Source organism: Rhizobium sp. NLR8a (assembly GCF_019685235.1).
Lineage (GTDB): Bacteria > Pseudomonadota > Alphaproteobacteria > Rhizobiales > Rhizobiaceae > Rhizobium.
The window spans coordinates 190,703-209,085 of the sequence record NZ_JABDWI010000005.1 but is presented as its reverse complement, the minus strand read 5'-3'; the positions used below and the strand labels follow the sequence as shown (position 1 = coordinate 209,085).

16 protein-coding genes are annotated in these 18,383 nt (G+C 61.2%); 5 read left to right on the top strand and 11 right to left on the bottom strand.

Annotated features, from left to right (window positions below; genetic code table 11):
• Window positions 1–6: 6 nt before the first annotated feature.
• The 4 genes from rpmF to mtgA all read right to left on the bottom strand — a co-directional run bounded on the left by rpmF (window position 7) and on the right by mtgA (window position 2,566).
• Window positions 7–192, bottom strand: coding sequence for a 50S ribosomal protein L32 (gene rpmF, locus HJC04_RS11495; RefSeq protein WP_003543812.1), 186 nt, complete (start codon window positions 190–192; stop codon window positions 7–9).
• 156 nt (window positions 193–348) lie between these two features.
• Window positions 349–996, bottom strand: coding sequence for a glutathione S-transferase family protein (locus HJC04_RS11490; RefSeq protein ID WP_210632695.1), 648 nt, complete (start codon window positions 994–996; stop codon window positions 349–351).
• Window positions 997–1,009: 13 nt separating this feature from the next.
• Window positions 1,010–1,732 (bottom strand): DUF1868 domain-containing protein, encoded by a 723-nt coding sequence (locus HJC04_RS11485; RefSeq protein ID WP_221146186.1) that lies wholly within the window; start codon window positions 1,730–1,732, stop codon window positions 1,010–1,012.
• Between the two features lie 96 nt (window positions 1,733–1,828).
• Window positions 1,829–2,566, bottom strand: a complete 738-nt coding sequence (gene mtgA, locus HJC04_RS11480) for a monofunctional biosynthetic peptidoglycan transglycosylase (RefSeq protein WP_210632693.1) — start codon at window positions 2,564–2,566, stop codon at window positions 1,829–1,831.
• Window positions 2,567–2,700: 134 nt separating this feature from the next.
• Here mtgA and HJC04_RS11475 point away from each other — a divergent pair, with 134 nt between their 5' ends.
• A complete protein-coding gene (locus HJC04_RS11475; RefSeq protein WP_210632692.1) occupies window positions 2,701–3,618 on the top strand; it encodes a polyprenyl synthetase family protein in 918 nt (305 codons plus the stop codon).
• Between the two features lie 8 nt (window positions 3,619–3,626).
• Here HJC04_RS11475 and hisC read toward each other — a convergent pair whose 3' ends face one another.
• The 4 genes from hisC to HJC04_RS11455 all read right to left on the bottom strand — a co-directional run bounded on the left by hisC (window position 3,627) and on the right by HJC04_RS11455 (window position 8,085).
• A complete protein-coding gene (hisC, locus tag HJC04_RS11470; protein WP_210632691.1) occupies window positions 3,627–4,688 on the bottom strand; it encodes a histidinol-phosphate transaminase in 1,062 nt (353 codons plus the stop codon).
• Between the two features lie 16 nt (window positions 4,689–4,704).
• On the bottom strand, window positions 4,705–5,955 hold the full coding sequence (gene ispG / locus HJC04_RS11465; protein WP_210632690.1) for a flavodoxin-dependent (E)-4-hydroxy-3-methylbut-2-enyl-diphosphate synthase: 1,251 nt from the start codon (window positions 5,953–5,955) through the stop codon (window positions 4,705–4,707).
• A 96-nt stretch (window positions 5,956–6,051) separates the two neighbouring features.
• Complete coding sequence (locus tag HJC04_RS11460; RefSeq protein ID WP_210632689.1) at window positions 6,052–7,245, bottom strand: MFS transporter; 1,194 nt, start codon at window positions 7,243–7,245, stop codon at window positions 6,052–6,054.
• Between the two features lie 63 nt (window positions 7,246–7,308).
• The gene (locus tag HJC04_RS11455) at window positions 7,309–8,085 is read right to left on the bottom strand and encodes a DeoR/GlpR family DNA-binding transcription regulator (protein ID WP_210632688.1); all 777 of its coding nucleotides are present in this window, start codon (window positions 8,083–8,085) and stop codon (window positions 7,309–7,311) included.
• A gap of 321 nt (window positions 8,086–8,406) precedes the next feature.
• Here HJC04_RS11455 and HJC04_RS11450 point away from each other — a divergent pair, with 321 nt between their 5' ends.
• The 3 genes from HJC04_RS11450 (at window position 8,407) to HJC04_RS11440 (ending at window position 10,827) form a co-directional block, all read left to right on the top strand.
• Window positions 8,407–9,180, top strand: a complete 774-nt coding sequence (locus HJC04_RS11450; RefSeq protein WP_221146184.1) for an amino acid ABC transporter substrate-binding protein — start codon at window positions 8,407–8,409, stop codon at window positions 9,178–9,180.
• 208 nt (window positions 9,181–9,388) lie between these two features.
• A complete protein-coding gene (locus tag HJC04_RS11445; protein WP_221146182.1) occupies window positions 9,389–10,069 on the top strand; it encodes an amino acid ABC transporter permease in 681 nt (226 codons plus the stop codon).
• Window positions 10,066–10,827 (top strand): amino acid ABC transporter ATP-binding protein, encoded by a 762-nt coding sequence (locus HJC04_RS11440; protein ID WP_221146179.1) that lies wholly within the window; start codon window positions 10,066–10,068, stop codon window positions 10,825–10,827. The genes HJC04_RS11445 and HJC04_RS11440 overlap by 4 nt, the downstream gene beginning before the upstream one ends.
• Window positions 10,828–10,981: 154 nt before the next feature.
• Here HJC04_RS11440 and HJC04_RS11435 read toward each other — a convergent pair whose 3' ends face one another.
• The 3 genes from HJC04_RS11435 to HJC04_RS11425 all read right to left on the bottom strand — a co-directional run bounded on the left by HJC04_RS11435 (window position 10,982) and on the right by HJC04_RS11425 (window position 16,135).
• A complete protein-coding gene (locus HJC04_RS11435; protein ID WP_210632684.1) occupies window positions 10,982–11,554 on the bottom strand; it encodes an NADPH-dependent FMN reductase in 573 nt (190 codons plus the stop codon).
• A gap of 188 nt (window positions 11,555–11,742) precedes the next feature.
• Window positions 11,743–15,207, bottom strand: a complete 3,465-nt coding sequence (gene pyc / locus HJC04_RS11430; protein WP_221146177.1) for a pyruvate carboxylase — start codon at window positions 15,205–15,207, stop codon at window positions 11,743–11,745.
• Window positions 15,208–15,379: 172 nt separating this feature from the next.
• Complete coding sequence (locus HJC04_RS11425; protein WP_210632682.1) at window positions 15,380–16,135, bottom strand: LuxR family transcriptional regulator; 756 nt, start codon at window positions 16,133–16,135, stop codon at window positions 15,380–15,382.
• A 385-nt stretch (window positions 16,136–16,520) separates the two neighbouring features.
• Between HJC04_RS11425 and HJC04_RS11420 the strand changes: the two genes are divergently transcribed.
• Window positions 16,521–18,284, top strand: a complete 1,764-nt coding sequence (locus HJC04_RS11420) for a glucan ABC transporter ATP-binding protein/ permease (RefSeq protein ID WP_210632681.1) — start codon at window positions 16,521–16,523, stop codon at window positions 18,282–18,284.
• The last annotated feature ends 99 nt before the right edge of the window (window positions 18,285–18,383 follow it).

Below are 18,383 nucleotides of genomic sequence, written 5' to 3'. Positions count from 1 at the left end.
CGGAAATTATGCGCTTTCCTTCGGAGTCAGAACCTGGCGGCCGCGATACATACCGGTCTTCAGGTCGATATGATGCGGGCGGCGCAGTTCGCCGGAATTCTTGTCTTCGACGTAGGTCGGTGCCTTCAGCGCGTCAGCCGAACGGCGCATGCCGCGCTTGGACGGGCTCGTTTTTCTCTTCGGTACAGCCATTTTTCTTACTCCACTTGCGGGCAAAACATTCCCACGGCCAGACTGGCGGCCGAAACGGACATGTCGCGATTTCGGAAATTTTGCGCGCTTATACATGCAAGGGGCGGCCTTGACCAGTCCCCATGCATATTTTTTGCGAAGCCGATGATTCGAGCCTCAGACCTCGTCTTCCGGCACGATCCAGGGCTCGGCGCGGGCCGCCTCTTCCCATTTCCGCCAGGCCGGATGCGCCTTCATCGTCTCCATATAGGCGAGCGTCTCCTCCCGGCTGACGAGGTCATAGATGTCGAACCGGTTGACGACGGGCGCAAACATCGCATCCACGCCGCTGAACGCACCAAAGAGAAACGGGCCGCCGGATTTCTGCAGAAGGTTTCGCCAGATCGTCTCGATACGGCTGACGTCGGCGTCGACGCCGTCAGGCAATGTGATCCCGCCCCTCGGTCGGCGAATATTCATCGGGCAGGCATTGCGCAGGGCTCGGAAGCCTGAAAGCATTTCCATCGAAACAGAGCGGGCGAGCGCCCGTTCGGCACGGTCGCGCGGCCAAAGGCCGGCGTCCGGATAAAGCTCGGCGGCATATTCGATGATCGCCAGCGATTCCCAGATCTTCAAACCGCCGTGCTGCAGGACTGGCACCCGGCCGCTCGGCGATATCGCCTTGATATTGGGATTGCCGCCCGCATCGTCGAAAGGGATCAGGATTTCTTCGAAGTCGACGCCGGCGCTCGTCAGCGCCATCCACGGCCGGAACGACCAGGAAGAATAATTCTTGTTGGCGATGTAGAGCGTCGGTCTGTCCATAGGCCTCTCCCATTCAGGCATCGAAATCGAAGATCAGCAGTTCGTGGAAATGGTTCATGTCCTCGAACACGCAGAACGCCGGCGGCGCAAGCTCGAAAACAGGGGCCTTGCGGCGGATATCCTCGGCCACCTCGTCGAGCATTGCCTGCCAGCGCGGCAAGGCTTCATCCTCCAGCCGCTCGATCACATAGGCGAAGGTCACATGGAATTTGTAATCCATATGGTTGGGCTGGCGATAGCCGAGAAGATCGGCAAGCGCGTTACGCCAGGCGCGCATGACCTTGCGGTCCTTCTCCGTCGCTCCGTCGACGAGCAGGCCCGACGGCCGAGCTTCGACGACGGCGACTTTGAAAGGCTCCGCCATCGAGAAACATTCGAGCCGCGCCGCCATGAGATCGGTCATATCGTCGATCGGCGTCTCGAGAGGGAGGTCTGCAGGCCAGCAGTCCTGCAGGCGCCTGGTCTCGATGACGCCTTCGAAAAGCGTCATGTGAAGGCTCGAGATCGGCGTGAAGAGAAATTGCGGCGCCTCGGGCATCGTTAGATATTTCTCGCGCGCCTCTATCAGTACCGCCCGGGTCCTTGACCCCTTCTCGATGTGGCAGACGATGGTGTTGCCGGCTTCCGGCAGGAAACCGCCGATCTTGCCATAGCGGCTGCCGAGATGGGCGGGCGGGTTTTGATTGTGCGTCTTCGAGTAAAAGAGAAGTTCGGGAGAAAAGGTTGGGGCGGTCATGGGCGACTCGGGGGCTCTGATTGGACTGCATTCGCCCATATGGCAGAACCAAGAATGTCAGATGACGTTCACTGCTTCTAATGACAAGTTCTGATCTTATTCATAGATGCACTTGATGTAGTCGCCTGAGCCCTGCGCACGCCTCTCGATGACGCCGGCAAGCCGGCGAAGGCCTCGTCCGGGCTTGCCTGCTTTGCGGTCGATCGGGTTCGGGAGCGAGACAGCCAGCAGCGACGCCTGCCGCCGCGTCAGCTTCGAGGCCGGAACCTTGAAATGATGCTGGGCCGCCGCCTCGACGCCGTAGATGCCGGGACCCCATTCGGCGATGTTGAGATAGATTTCCATCAGCCGCCGCTTCGACAGGACGAAATCGGTGGAGACGGCGAGCGGAAGCTCCATCGCCTTGCGCACGAAGGAGCGGCTGTTCCAGAGAAAGAGGTTCTTGGCGGTCTGCATCGGGATGGTGCTGCCGCCGCGCGTTGCCTGGCCCTTCAGCGTATCCTCGACCAGCATGCGCATCTCCGCCCAGTCGACGCCGCCGTGGAAACAATATTGACCGTCTTCGGACATCATCACCGATTGCACCAGGACCGGAGCGACCTCGTCCAACGATACCCATCTGCGGTCATAGCCGCGCAGCAGCACCAGATCGCGCAGCATCAGCGTCGAGACGGGATGGATGAAGGGCAGCAGGTAGAGGAAGATCAGGGCGTAAGGAAGGATCACTATGGCCAGAACGGCAAGACCGACGCGTCTCAGCACGGGCCGATCTTCGAACCATCGCCGACGGGCCGGCATGTCGGCAATATCCTCTCTCTCCGGCGCTATATCCAATGTCCCAAGCCCATTTCGCTCCCTCTCGTTCTCATAACGCCTGTGAGGCGCTTATGCCAGAGCACATGGGAAATCTTGCTGCAGTCATCGACAATTCCGTTGCAAGCCCCGGTGCCCCATGCCAAACAGCGCCCATGGACGCGAACCGGGACACTTTCGAGACGAGGCTTAGGAACAACGCCCGCGAAATCGAGGCGCTGCTCGACGCATTGCTGTCGTCACCGGTCCCTCTTTCCGATGAAATCGCCAGGCCCGAGACCCTGCGCAGCGCCATGCATTATGCCGTGCTGAACGGCGGCAAGCGGCTGCGCCCATTCCTCGTTGCCGAAAGTGCCGCCCTGCTCGGCGGCAATGGGAAGGCCGCACTTCGTGTCGGCGCGGCGCTCGAATGCATTCACTGCTATTCCCTCGTGCATGACGATCTGCCGGCCATGGACGACGACGACCTGCGCCGCGGCAAGCCGACAGTCCATATCAAGTTCGATGAAGCCACCGCGATCCTTGCCGGCGACAGCCTGCTGACCTACGCCTTCGACATCGTCGCAGCGCCGGAGACCGCCCTTCCCGATACGAGCAAAGCAGCGCTGGTGCTGGCCCTTGCCCGCGCAGCCGGTCTCGGCGGCATGGCCGGCGGCCAGGCGCTCGACCTCGCGGCCGAGAAACAGGCCCCCGACGAGGCCGGCATCATACGCCTGCAGGCGATGAAAACAGGGGCGCTGATCCGCTTCGCCTGCGAGGCGGGCGCCATCATCGCAGGAAGCCCGCCCGAAGATCGCCGCCGCCTGCGCGCCTTCGGCGAAAAGATCGGCCTTGCCTTCCAGCTCGCCGACGACATTCTCGACCTGACCTCTGATGCTGAGACCATGGGCAAGGCGACCGGCAAGGATGCGGCCCGCGGCAAGGGAACGCTCGTGGGGCTTCATGGCATGGAGTGGGCCGAGACCGAGCTCCGCCAGCACGTCAGCGATGCCGAAGACCTGCTCGCCCCCTATGGGGCACGCGCCTCGATCCTCACCGCCGCTGCGCATTTCATCGCCGACCGTAAGAGCTGAGCCGAAGGTCAGGCGGCCAATATCTCCTTGAGAGCGGCAACCAGCCGCGCGCATTCCTCGTCGGTGCCGATGCTGATGCGCAGGAACTCCGAAATGCGCGGCTCGGCGAAACGCCGGACGAGCACGCCACGCTCCCGCAGTTCGGCCAGAAGTGCACCGCCCGATCGGCTCTCGTGCATCGCGAAGAGGAAATTCGCCTGGGATGGCAGCACCTGGAAACTCAACGCTTCCAGTTGCCGGACAAGGGTTTCCCGGCTGGCGATGATTTTCCGCCGGCTTGTTTCGAACCACGCCTCGTCCTTGATCGCCGCCGTCGCCGCGACCTGGGCCAGGCGGTCGAGCGGATAGGAATTGAAGCTGTCCTTGACGCGCACCAGCGCCTCGATCAGGTCCCGGTGCCCCAGCGCGAAGCCGACGCGCAGACCTGCGAACGAACGAGATTTCGACAAGGTCTGGATGATCAGAAGGTTGGGATAACAAGAAATGAGCGGCACGGCGCTCTCGCCGCCGAAATCGACATAGGCCTCGTCTATCACGACGACCGCATCCGGATGAGCAGTAAGAAGCGCCTCGATCCCGGCCAGCGGCAGGCCGATACCAGTCGGCGCATTCGGATTGGGAATGATGATTGCGCCGCACGGTCTGTCGTAATCAGCAAGCCGAATCCGGAACTGATCGTCGAGCGGCATCTCGATCGCCTCCACACCATATAGCAGGCTATAGGTTGGATAGAAGCTATAGGTTATGTCGGGATAGAGAAGCGGCAGCTCGTGTTTCAGCAGCGCCTGAAACGTATGGGCGAGAACCTCATCGGAGCCGTTGCCGACGAATACTTCTTCCGCTGTCAGGTTGAAACGGGCGGCGATCGCTTCGCGCAATTCCGTGGCGGAGGGATCGGGATAGAGCCGCAGACGATCGTCCGCCGCCTGCCTGATCGCTTCGATCGCCTTTGGGGACGGTCCGTAGGGATTCTCATTGGTATTGAGCTTGACCAGGCCGGGAATACGCGGCTGCTCGCCCGCGACATACGGCCGGAGCTTGCTGACGATATCAGACCAATACCGGCTCATTCGAACGCGCGGACCTTCATTCCGCTGCCGTCCGCTGGCCGAAACGCTTTTCGATATAATCGACGACAAGCGCCTCGAAGTCGGAGGCGATATTGGGACCGCGCAGTGTCAGCGCCTTCTTGCCGTCGATAAAAACGGGAGCGGCCGGCGTCTCGCCGGTACCGGGCAGCGAGATGCCGATATCGGCATGTTTGCTTTCGCCCGGTCCGTTGACGATGCAGCCCATCACGGCGACGTTCAGCGCCTCGACGCCTGGATATTTCTCGCGCCAGACTGGCATGTTCTTGCGGATGTCGTTCTGAATGTTCTGGGCGAGTTCCTGGAAGACGGTCGAGGTCGTGCGTCCGCAGCCGGGACAGGCGGCCACGACGGGCACGAACTGCCGGAAACCCATGACCTGCAGGATTTCCTGCGCCACCTGGACTTCGCGGGTGCGGTCGCCGTTCGGCTCGGGTGTCAGTGAGACGCGGATCGTATCGCCGATGCCGTGCTGCAGCACGAAGCCCATGGCAGCCGACGAAGCGACGATGCCCTTGCTGCCCATGCCGGCCTCGGTCAGCCCGAGATGCAGCGCGTGATCGGAACGTTCGGCGAGCATGGAATTGACCGCGATCAGGTCCTGCACCTGGCTGACCTTGGCCGACAGGATGATGCGGTTGCGTGGCAGGCCGATTTCCTCGGCAAGGGCGGCCGAAAGCAACGCCGACTGTACGATCGCCTCGCGCGTCACCTGCCGTGCCGACAGCGGCGACCCGGCCTCGGCATTTCGATCCATCAGCGCCGTCAGGAGATCCTGATCGAGCGAGCCCCAGTTGACGCCGATGCGCACCGGCTTGTCGTAGCGGATCGCCATCTCGATGATCTCGGCGAACTGCTTGTCCTTCTTGTCCTTGAAGCCGACATTACCGGGATTGATGCGGTATTTCGCCAGCGCCTCGGCGCAGGCTGGATGATCGGCAAGCAGCTTGTGGCCAATATAGTGGAAGTCGCCGATCAGCGGCACGTCCATGCCGAGCCGCAGCAGCCTTTCGCGGATTTTCGGCACGGCAGCCGCACTTTCGTCGCGATCGACGGTGATGCGCACCAGTTCCGAGCCCGCCCGGTGCAGGGCGGCGACCTGCGCAACGGTCGAATCGATATCGGCGGTATCCGTATTCGTCATCGATTGCACGACGATCGGCGCGCCGCCACCAACGATGACGCCGCCGACATCGACGGCGACGGAAGCGCGGCGCGGTTTTGGATCAAAATCGGCGGCTGAGGACATGAAGAGTTCTTGCACCCCTAAAAACAGTGCCTTTCAGGTGGATCATGACCGCTTTATTGTCAACCGCCCACTATATCACTTTTGTCTGGAGGTGGCTCAGTGGCCGCCTCCAGAGACCCCATCGGCATAATGGGCCAGTTTGGAGAATAGGAGAACGAACAACAGCAGCACCGGCAGCGCCATGAAGACAACGGCAAAACCGATATGCTCGGCGACGAAGCCGATCAACGACGGCGCTACCAGCATGCCGGAATAACCCATGGTCGTCACCACGGAGATGCCGATGCCGGGCTTGAGGCCGGGAATGTTGCCTGCGGCCGAGAAGGCGATCGGCACCATGTTTGATATGCCGATGCCGCAAAAGGCAAAGCCCAAAATGGCAAGCTCGGCATTGGGCGCCAGGCCGGCAAGCAGCATGCCGGCGATGGCAAAGAGCGTGCAGATGCGCAGGGTCTTGACGCTCCCGAGGCGGTCGCGCACGAGATCGCCGGCAAAGCGCATGGTCGCCATGGTCGCCGAAAAGGCTGCGAAACCAAGTCCTGAAAGCGCGACCGACGCCCCCATGTCCTGCCGGAGATAGAGCGCGCCCCAATCCAGGACGGCACCTTCCGGCACCATCGAGAACAGCGCCATCAATCCAAGGAGCCACGGCAGCGGCACCATCGGCAGCTTCGTCTTTTCTTTCTTGGCATCCGGATGCGGCGGATCCGCAAGGATCATCGGCCATGCCAGAGCAAGGAAGATCGCCGCCAACACCGTCGCCAGCTGCGCATGGCCGAGAATGCCGAGCTTGGTGATCACGATGCCGCCGAGTCCCGAACCGATGAGGCCGCCAAGGCTCCAGAAAGCATGGCAGGACGACATGATGGCGCGGCGCATGGATTTTTCGACGGACACCGCATTGGCGTTCATCGCCACATCCATGGCGCCGATGAAGCCGCCGAACAGGAAGAGCGAGATTGCCGCGGTAATCACGTTTGGCGCGAGCGTCAGAGCCAGGAGCAGCGGCAGCACGCAGACGGCGGTTGCCCGAACAACGATCCGCGAGCCATGCCTGGCGATCTGCGCGCCGGCGATCGGCATCATGACCAGCGAGCCAACGCCGAAGACGATGATCATCAGCCCGAGCTCGAACTTGCTCAGCCCGAGACGCTCGGCAAAATCCGGGATCTTCGGCGCCCAGCAGCCGACGACAAAGCCGTTCATGAGAAAGAGCAGGGAAACCGCTGCCCTGCTTCTGGTGATGAAGCCGCTGCGGACCCCCGACGGCGCATTCACATGACTGTCCATTTTCGGTCTTTCCTCGCTATCGGGCTTGGGAGCCCCCGTTTTTCTAAACTCCGTGACGACGGCTCAGTTCGTTTTTTCGGCGATAACGGTCCGGCAGCCGCGCTCGCGATAACCCGCAAGAACGCCGGGATCGGCATCGTGCTCGACGACCAGGCATTCGCAATGCGCAACCGGAAGGATGCTGTGGGGCGCAGCCGTGCCGAATTTCTCCGAGGTTACTGCCGCCATCACCTTTTTGCTTCTCGATGCCGCAAACCGCTTGAACTCCGCATCCTCGAAACCGAAGGTCGTGATGCCGGCCTCGAGATCGATGCCGCAGGCGCCGAGAATGCAGAGATCGGGCGAAATCTGCTCCATATCCCGCAAGGCCTTGGCGCCGAGCGCTCCACCCGTCTGCCGGTCCACCATGCCGCCGATCACGATGACGTTGACCGCAGGCTTGTCGATGAGCGCCGCGGCGATCACCGGCGCATTCGTCGCAGCCGTCAGTTCGAGTTCGGCAGGTAGAGCATTGGCAATCGCCAGATTGGTGCTCCCGGCATCGAAAAACACGCAGGAACCGGCAGCGATCTGCATTGCCGCAGCCCGCGCCAAGGCCTGCTTGCGGTCGGCAGCAAATCCCGTGCGCTGCGTCAGGCTTCCATGCGCCGGCGACACGGGCAAGGCGCCGCCATAGACCCGCTCGCAGAGGCCCGCCGCCGCCATCTCACGCAGGTCGCGCCGCACCGTATCCTCGGAGACGCCGAATTCGAGCGCAAGTTCCGCCGCCAGCACGCGGCCATTCAGCCGCAGCCGCTCGGAAATGACGCCTTGGCGCTCTCGCAATAAAAAATCCTGCATGTTCCTACCGGATCAATCGCTGAACTGACATAAACGTGCATAAACGCTTATGATCGTGCAGGCAATATGCGCGGTTACACGTTTCCTGACGCAGTGAAACAAAATTGAATCATCAAAGCGCGTCTTCGATTGGTCGCTGAGAGAAAGGTTGGAGCGTGACCGCGGCGACGCCACTTTCATGGAATTCGTGCGTGGAGGGCGACTCTTGAGAAAAATATTTGCAGTTGCTGCTTTTATTCGCAGTTTTCTACGCTTCCGGCGCCCTAGTTTTCTGCAAAGTATCGCTCATCCGATCGCAACCTCCCAAGGATGGACAGAACAATGAACTGGTTGAAAACCGTCGCCGCCGCTACCCTTATTCACGTCGCGGCCCTCCTGCCCGCCCATGCCGGCGAAAACCTCGCCGCCATCAAATCGGCCGGCGTCTTCAAGATCGGCACCGAGGGCACCTATGCGCCCTTCACCTATCATGACGAAAGCGGCAAGCTGGTCGGCTTCGACGTCGAGATCGGCGAAGCCATCGCCGCCAAGCTCGGTGTCAAGGCCGAGTTCGTCGAAGGCAAGTGGGACGGCCTGATCGCCGGCCTCGACGCAAAGCGTTACGACACTGTCATCAATCAGGTCGGCATCACCGAAGCCCGCAAGCAGAAATACGATTTCTCCGAGCCCTATATCGCTTCCAAGGCCGTGCTGATCGTCCGCGACGGCGATGACAGCATCAAGACCTTCGCCGACCTGAAGGGCAAGAAATCAGCCCAGTCGCTGACCAGCAACTTCGGCAAGATCGCCACCGAATCCGGGGCCGAGCTCGTGGGCACGGACGGTTTCGACCAGTCGATCCAGCTTGTGCTGACCAAACGCGCCGATGCGACGATCAACGACAGCCTCTCCTTCCTCGACTTCAAGAAGCACAAGCCGAACGCGCCGGTAAAGATCGCCGCCCAGCAGGAAAATGCCGATTACTCCGGCGTCATCATCCGCAAGAACGAGCCGGAACTGCTGGAAGCGATTAATAAGGCGCTCGCCGATATCAAGGCCGACGGCACTTACAAGAAGATCGCCGACAAATATTTCGGCCAGGACGTCTCGAAGTAAGCTTCGTCTAAAAAACTCCCCTCCCTCCCCACAAGGGGGAGGGGCTTTGGCCGGGAACCGCCTCACCTCAAAATAGAGGTCCCGACTTGCAGCTCGGTGATCATTTCATGCGGCGCGGGAGGCAGATTAAGTCCCTGCCCCTTGTGGGAAGGGGTTGGGGAGGGGTATTTCGAAGTATCACTGGTCAACCGACGAGAGGGAATATCCCTTGCCGCACTGGCTCCAACTGATGGCGGAATCGCTTCCCTCGCTCCTCTGGGCGGGATTGATCTTCACCATTCCGCTGACGCTGCTCTCCTTCGTCTTTGGTCTGATCCTCGGCCTGATCACGGCGATCGCCCGCCTTTTCGGCCCGACGCCCGTCGCGGCGCTTGCCCGTTTCTATGTTTGGGTCATTCGCGGCACGCCGCTGCTCGTCCAGCTCTTCGTGATCTTTTATGGGCTGCCGAGCATCGGCATCCTGCTCGACGCCTTTCCTGCCGCGCTGATCGGCTTCACCCTGAATATCGGCGCCTACAGCTCAGAGATCATCCGCGCGGTCATCTCCTCCGTGCCGAAGGGCCAGTGGGAAGCGGCCTATTCGATCGGCATGAGCTGGCGCCAGGCGATGAGCCGGACGATCCTGCCACAGGCCGGCCGCGTCGCCGTGCCGCCTCTGTCGAACACCTTCATCTCGCTGGTCAAGGATACCTCGCTTGCCGCCGCCATCACCGTGCCGGAGCTCTTCCAGGCGGCACAACGCATCGTCGCCACCACCTACGAGCCGCTGATCCTCTATATCGAGGCGGCGCTGATCTATCTCGCCCTGAGCTCCGTCCTCTCGCAGCTGCAGGTGCGGCTGGAACGTCGTTTCGCACGTTATGGCGGCATGCTGGAGGCAAACGCATGATCGAGCTTTCCAACATCGAGAAGCGCTTCGGCGATGCCGTCATTCTGAAGGATATCAGCCTCCGCATTCCCGAGGGCAGCGTCACCGCGCTCGTCGGGCCGTCCGGCGGTGGCAAGAGCACGCTACTGCGCTGCATCAACCTGCTCGAGATCCCGACATCAGGCGCGATCCGCCTCGGCGAGGAAGAGCTTTCCTTCGCGCCCGGCAAACGCTTGGGCCGGCAGGCGATCCAGAAAATCCGCCGTCAGACCGGCATGGTCTTCCAGAATTTCCAGCTCTTTCCGCATCAGACCGCGATTGAAAACGTTATGGAAGGTCTGGTCACGGTGCTGAAGTGGCCGAAGGAGAAAGCGCGCGAACACGCCATGGAACTGCTGACCAAGGTCGGCATGGCGCACAAGACCGATGCCTGGCCTTCGACCTTATCGGGTGGCCAGCAGCAACGCGTGGCAATCGCCCGGGCCCTTGCGCCGTCGCCACGGGTGCTTCTCTGCGACGAGCCGACCTCGGCGCTCGATCCGGAACTCTCGGCGGAAGTGGTCGACGTGCTGGGCCAGCTTGCCCGCGAAGGCACGACGATGGTCATGGCCACCCACGATCTCCGGCTCGCCTCGAAAATCGCGAATGACGTCGTCTTCCTGGAGGCCGGGAGCGTGGTGGAAACGGGCAGCGCGAAAGCCATTTTCAGCGCGCCCAAGCGCGAACGCACCAAGCGCTTCATATCGACGATCAACGCTGCCCACACATATGACATCTAGTGCAATTCCGTTTCTCTTCGAATCAAGGAATTGCTCTATCTCTATGTTTTCACGCAATTCCGAATGCAAAACCGCTGCACACTTTTGCTGGAATTGCTCTTGTCTCACGTGAATCGTGATTCACGTGAGACGCTTTGATTTTAAGCCACCTGCCTCAGGCTGAGGTGACGACCGAACGCGCCGCCTTCAACGCATTGCCCCACCAGATGAGCTGATCGAGCTGGTTCTTCGCCGCCTCGTTGAGGTGCGGGTAATCGCCAAGGCTCTTGCCTTCCTTGAGCACGCTCAGATATTCGCTGAAAGCGATGTGCACGCCCGTTTTCACCGAGGCAGCGCCCATTTCCACGAAGATCAGCCTCAGATGCTCGACGGCCCGCGCACCGCCGACGCCGCCGTAGCCGACGAAGGCGACCGGCTTCTGGAGGAACTCGCCGAGATCGATAGCGTTCTTCAGAACCGCCGTCGGTGCATGATTGTACTCGGCGACGGTGAATATGTAGCCGTCGAATTCGCGCAGCTTCTTCTTCCAGCGCTCGGCGGTGTCGCTTTCCACCGTGGTGGCGCGCTCTTCGCCAAAGAAATGCATGGGATAGTCGAGAAGATCGAGAACCTCGACTTCGAGATCGGAGCGTTGGCCGACGAGCTCGGCGATCCATTTTGCCGGATGTTCGGCGAAACGGCCAATACGAGTGCTGCCGACGATGACGGCGATCTTCAATTTGCTCATGAAATTGTTTCCTGATTGATTTTGGGAGGGGCAGGCACGTAAGTCTACGAAAAAGCCTCCCCGCCGGGCAAGGCGAGGAGGCCGCTAGCCTTTCAAAAAGATCGACCTTTTAACAGACTAGCTCTACACAATCGGGTGATCAGCCCGGCCTGGCAGGGATGGGCGGACGAAACTTTCGTGTCGGTCGCTCATCCGCCGTAAACCACCAGCAGATCCTTCGCATCGATCTGGTCGCCGGCCTTGACCAGCACTTCGGCAATGGTGCCGTCCTTTTCCGCGTGGATCGCGGTTTCCATCTTCATCGCCTCGATGGAGACGAGCACGTCACCGGCACTGACGGCCTGGCCCGGCGAGGCGAAGACGCGGCTGATGACGCCAGGCATCGGTGCGCCGACATGGGCGGCGTTGCCGATCTCGGCCTTGCGGCGCACGGCCGCCCCGGTCGCCCCATGGGCCCGGTCGGGCACCTTGATGCGGCGCGGCTGGCCGTTGAGCTCGAAGAAGACGGTGACCATGCCCTGGCTGTCGGTTGCGCTCATCGCCTGGTTGACGATGACGAGCGTCTTGCCCTTCTCGATGTCGGCGAACAGCTCCTCGCCGTCCGCCAACCCGTAGAAATAGGCTGGCGTCGGCAGCACGGAGACCGGACCGTAGGTATCCGAGGCAAGCGCAAAATCGGTGAAGACCTTCGGATACATCAGATAGGAAGCGAATTCGAAGTCGCTGACCTCGCGCTCCAGCTTCTTTTCGATGACCTTGCGTTCCGCATCGAGATCGGCTTCCTTGAGCAGTGAGCCCGGCCGCACCGTATAGGGTTTTTCGCCCTTCAATGCCTTCTTCTGCAGCGCTTCCGGCCATCCCGACGGCGGCTGGCCGAGATCACCCTTCAGCATCGACACCACCGATTCGGGGAACGAGACTTCGCGGTCGGGGCTGACGACATCGGCGACGGTCAGGTCCTGGGAGACCATCATCAGCGCCATGTCGCCAACGACCTTGGAGGACGGCGTCACCTTGACGATGTCGCCGAACATCTGGTTGGCGTCGGCATAGGCCTGCGCCACCTGATGCCAGCGGGTTTCCAGCCCCAGCGAGCGGGCCTGCTCCTTGAGGTTGGTGAACTGGCCACCCGGCATTTCATGGAGATAGACCTCCGATGCCGGCCCCTTGAGATCGCTTTCGAAGGCGGCATACTGGTTGCGCACCGCTTCCCAATAGAAGGAGATGCGGCGGATCCATTCCGGATCGAGGCCGGGATCGCGCTCGGAGCCGGAGAGCGCCTCGACGATCGAGCCGAGACAGGGCTGCGAGGTATTGCCGGAGAGCGCATCCATTGCCGCATCGACGGCATCGACCCCGGCTTCGACCGCGGCAAGGACGGTCGCCGCCGCAATGCCCGAAGTGTCATGCGTGTGGAAGTGGATCGGCAGACCGGTCGCCTCGCGCAGCGCCTTGAACAGAACCTTCGCCGCCGCAGGCTTCAACAGGCCCGCCATGTCCTTGAGCGCGATGATGTGAGCCCCGGCCTTTTCGAGCTCGACGGCAAGATCGGTATAGTACTTCAAGTCGTACTTCGGCCGCGCCGAGTTCAGGATGTCGCCGGTATAGCAGATCGCCGCCTCGCAGAGCTTGTTCTCTTCGGCAACCGCATCCATCGATACCCGCATATTCTCGACCCAATTCAGGCAGTCGAAGACGCGGAAGAGATCGATGCCGCCCTTGGCAGCCTGGCGGACGAAGTATTTGACGACATTGTCGGGATAGTTGGTGTAGCCGACACCATTGGCGCCGCGCAGCAGCATCTGCAGGAGCAGGTTGGGGGCGCCTTCGCGGATCAGCGCCAGGCGCTCCCACGGATCTTCCGTGAGGAATCGCATCGAGACGTCGAAGGTGGCCCCGCCCCAGCATTCGAGCGAGAGCAGGTTCGGCAGCGCATGTGCATAAGTGCCGGCGATGCGGGCGATGTCATAGGTGCGCATGCGCGTGGCAAGCAGCGACTGGTGGCCGTCGCGCATCGTCGTGTCGGTCAGAAGCACCCGCTTCTCGTTGCGCATCCACTCGCCGAATTTCTTCGGACCAAGCGTGTCGAGAAGCTGCTTCGTGCCGTCCTTCACGCCGTTGCCATTGGCATAGGGCACCACCGGCCGGGCGGCATTTTCCAGCGGCTTCGGCCTGTCCTTGGCCTCGGGATGGCCGTTGACGGTCACGTCGGCGAGATAGGTCAGGAGTTTCGTTGCGCGGTCCTGGCGCTTGACCTGCTGGAAGAGCTCCGGCGTCGTGTCGATGAAGCGGGTGGTGTAGCTGTTGTCGCGGAATTTCGGGTGGCCGATGATCGCTTCGAGGAAGGTCAGGTTGGTGGCCACGCCTCGGATGCGGAATTCGCGCAGCGCCCGATCCATGCGGGAAATGGCTTCCAGCGGGTTCGGCGCCCAGGCCGTGACCTTGACGAGCAGCGGATCGTAATAGCGGGTGATGATGGCGCCGGAATAGGAGGTGCCGCCGTCGAGGCGAATGCCGAAGCCGGAGGCCGAGCGATAGGCGGTGATGCGGCCGTAATCCGGAATGAAGTTATGTTCCGGATCTTCCGTCGTCACGCGGCACTGCAGGGCGTGACCGTTGAGACGGATGTCTTCCTGCTTCGGCACGCCGGATTGCGGCGTGCCGATCGCAAAGCCGTCGAGGATGTGGATCTGCGCCTTGACGATATCGATGCCGGTGACGACTTCGGTCACTGTATGCTCGACCTGGATGCGCGGATTGACTTCGATGAAGTAGAATTTGCCGGTATCGGCGTCCATCAGATATTCGACGGTGCCGGCGCCGATATAGTTCGTCGCCTCTGCGATCTTCAGCGAATAGGCGGCGAGTTCCTGGCGCTGCGCTTCGGTGAGATAGGGTGCGGGCGCGCGCTCGACGACCTTCTGATTGCGGCGCTGAACGGAACAGTCGCGCTCGAAGAGATGCACGACATTGCCGTGGGTGTCGCCGAGGATCTGGCTTTCGACGTGGCGGGCGCGCTCGACGAGCTTTTCCAGATAGACCTCATCCTTGCCGAAGGCGGCCATCGCTTCGCGCTTGGCTTCCGTCACTTCCTTGGCAAGATCGGCCTCGGAGCGGATGACGCGCATGCCGCGACCGCCGCCGCCCCAGGAGGCCTTCAGCATGACGGGATAACCGATCTCGGCCGCCATCCTGGCGACTTCCTTCATATCGTCCGGCAGCGGTGCGGTCGCCGGCACGACCGGCACGCCGACGGAGATCGCCAGGTTGCGCGCTGCGACCTTGTTGCCGAGCTGGCGCATCGTATCGGCCTTCGGGCCGATGAAGATGATGCCGGCCTTGTTGCAGGCATCGACGAATTCCGGGCTTTCCGACAAGAGGCCGTAGCCCGGATGGATAGCATCGGCGCCCGAAAGCTTGGCGACGCGGATCACCTCGTCGATCGACAGATAACTTTCGATCGGTCCGAGATCGCGGGCCAGATGCGGACCGCGGCCGACCTGATAGCTCTCGTCCGCCTTGAAGCGGTGCAGTGCCAGCTTGTCCTCCTCCGCCCAGATCGCCACCGTTTTTATTCCAAGCTCGTTGGCCGCGCGGAACACGCGAATGGCTATTTCGGAGCGGTTGGCAACGAGTATCTTGGATATGGGCAAAACGGTCTCCTCCGTCGTTCAGACACGGGCATGCTGCACCCGCGAAGAAAATTCTTAACTTCTTGTCACGGGAAGTTCAATTTCTCTTGCGACTGCGAAACGCACTTTCTCGCCATGCCAGAGCTGTCGGCCCGCAGTAGGCGGCGATTTCAGCGAGATGGATGGAAAAAGCCTAGCTTATCAGACCGTGACGGAAGGCGAGCGCCACTGCCTGCTGCCTGTTCTTTGCCTTCAGCTTATCCTGCAGACCGTTCATGTACCAGTCGACCGTATGGTTTGAGATCTTCAGCATTTTGCTGATCTCCATCGAGGTCATGCCTTCGGCAAGATAGTGGAGGATTTCCATCTCGCGGCGCGTCAGCGGCGTCTCGGTCGGCAGCACCGTTTCCAGCGCCGCGGCCTCGCCTGAGAGGTCGAGCAATCGCCAGAAGCTCTTGCGCGCCACGGCCTCGAGCAGCGCGATTTCCACCGGCGACAAGTCGATCGGCTTGCCGCCGAGGCTGAGGCTGCCGAGAATGCCGTTGCGCCCATGAATCGGAAAGAGATAGCCGTCCTCCAATCCGTGACCGAAGGCATCGACCATCATCTGCTCCATGCGGCGCTGATGCGCATCACCGTCGAAGGCGGCCACGCTCTCCCGCCAGCGGAAAGGCCGTTGCGCATGCACGAGATAACGCACCATCGGATCGATCCGGACATATTTTTTTGCGGCATATATCTGTAGCCATTGTTCCGGCCAGCGGCCGGCAAGCGGCGCGGCGCGCAGTTCGATATTCCGCTGCGCCGGGTTTTGCTGCAAATGTCGCAGCAGACCGTAATACTCGAAACCGCAACCGTGGAGGACCTGCTCGAGTTCGGTGACGACGGCGTCCTGATTTGGGCACTCTTCCAGAATGACAAGCAATTGAATTAAAGAATTAATATTCACAAATAGCGCCCTTTGCCCGGACCTGAACCGCATCGAGGCCGTTGGCGGCTGTTCAGATTGGTCGCGTAACGGTCTTCTTCAAAAAAATGCAGTCTCTAATTTAATGCTGCGCTAAACATTGATTAAAATGCAAGCGCAAATTGTCGGGAGATATAATCATGGTGGAATTCCGGCGCCAGACCCCGCTGCCGAAAAATCTGAGGAGCCCGGAATACCCCTCTGTTCTGTCCTATTGAGGCAGCTTCAAATTCGTCGCAGCTTCGATCGTGTGATCAAGTTAACCACCCGGCGGGCTGAATCCCGAATACTCCGTTAATCGCCGGTTCAGGTAGCCTTTTGTAGCATCCCATCATTCCCGTTTTCGCAGATGCACAAGAGGTTAGACGTGTCGCTATTCAAGGTCTATGCAAGAGCTCTGCGCTATCTTGGCGCCTACAAGCTCCGCGTATCCCTGGTCGTTATTGCCAACATTGTTCTGGCGACCATCACCATTGCGGAACCGATCCTGTTCGGTCGCATCATCGATGCGATATCGGGGAAGGGCGAAGTCAAACCCATCCTCTTCATGTGGGCTGGTTTCGCCGTGTTCAATACCGTCGCCTTCGTTCTAGTCTCCCGCGAGGCCGACCGGCTTGCCCATGGCCGGCGGGCGACGCTGCTGACGGAAGCCTTCGGCCGCATTATTTCCATGCCGCTTGCCTGGCACCATCAGCGCGGCACCTCCAACGCGCTGCATACACTGCTGCGTGCCTGCGAGACGCTGTTTGGCCTCTGGCTGGAATTCATGCGCAACCACCTATCGACGGTCATTGCGCTGTCCCTGCTGGTGCCGACGGCAATGTCGATGGATTTGCGCCTTTCCGCCGTGCTGATCGTGCTTGGCATCGCCTATTGGCTGATCGGCCGCGTGGTCATGAGCCGCACCAAGGATGGCCAGGCTTCGGTCGAAAACCACTACCATACCGTCTTCTCGCATGTCAGCGATTCGATCAGCAACGTCTCCGTTCTGCATAGCTACAACCGTATCGAAGCGGAAACCAAGGCGTTGAAATCCTTCGCCGACCGGCTGCTCGAAGCGCAGTATCCGGTGCTCGACTGGTGGGCGCTCGCCAGCGCGCTGAACCGCATGGCTTCGACCATCGCGATGATGGTGGTTCTGATCATCGGCACGATGCTCGTCCAGTCCGGCGAGTTGCGCATCGGTGATGTCATTGCCTTCATCGGCTTTGCCAACCTGCTGATCGCCCGTCTCGACCTGATGCGCCAATTCGCGACGCAGATCTTCGAGGCCCGCTCCAAGCTCGAGGACTTCTACACGCTCGAAGACTCGGTGCGCGACCGTGAAGAGCCGGCCGGCAATAGCGAGATCAAGAACGTCAAGGGTGCGGTCGAATTCCGCGACGTCTCCTTCGGCTTCGGCAACAGCTCGCAGGGCCTGCACAACGTCTCCTTCTCGGTAAAGGCAGGCCAGACGGTCGCCATCGTCGGCCCGACCGGCGCCGGCAAGACGACGCTGGTCAACCTGCTGCAGCGCGTCTACGACCCGCAGGGCGGCCAGATTCTCGTCGACGGCACCGATATCACCAAGGTGACCCGGAAGTCACTGCGTCGCCATATCGCTACCGTCTTCCAGGATGCGGGCCTGCTGAATCGTTCGATCAGCGACAATATCCGCCTCGGCCGCGAAGGTGCGAGCGAGGAGGACATGCGCCGTGCGGCCGAAGCCGCCGCCGCCGCCGATTTCATCGAGACCCGTGAGGATCGTTACGACACCCATGTCGGCGAGCGTGGCAACAAGCTTTCCGGTGGTGAACGTCAGCGCATCGCGATTGCCCGCGCCATCCTCAAGGATGCGCCGATCCTGGTGCTCGATGAGGCGACCTCGGCGCTCGACGTCGAGACCGAAGCCCGCGTCAAGGCCGCGATCGACAATCTGCGGCAGAACCGCACCACCTTCATCATCGCCCACCGCCTCTCGACGGTCCGCGAAGCGGATATGGTGCTCTTCCTTGACGATGGCCGCGTCGCCGAACAGGGCAGCTTCGACGAGCTCAGCCACAGCAACGGCCGCTTCGCCGCCCTGTTGCGCGCCAGCGGCATCCTGACGGACGAAGAAGTCCGCAAGGCGCACACCACAGAAGCCGCCTGAGCGCTTCGAGTTAAAGGATAAGGCCGGAAGGGCAGACGCTCTTCCGGCCCTTTGTTTTTCTTGGGTAGCTTTCTGGGATAGCAGACACCCGCGTGGCCC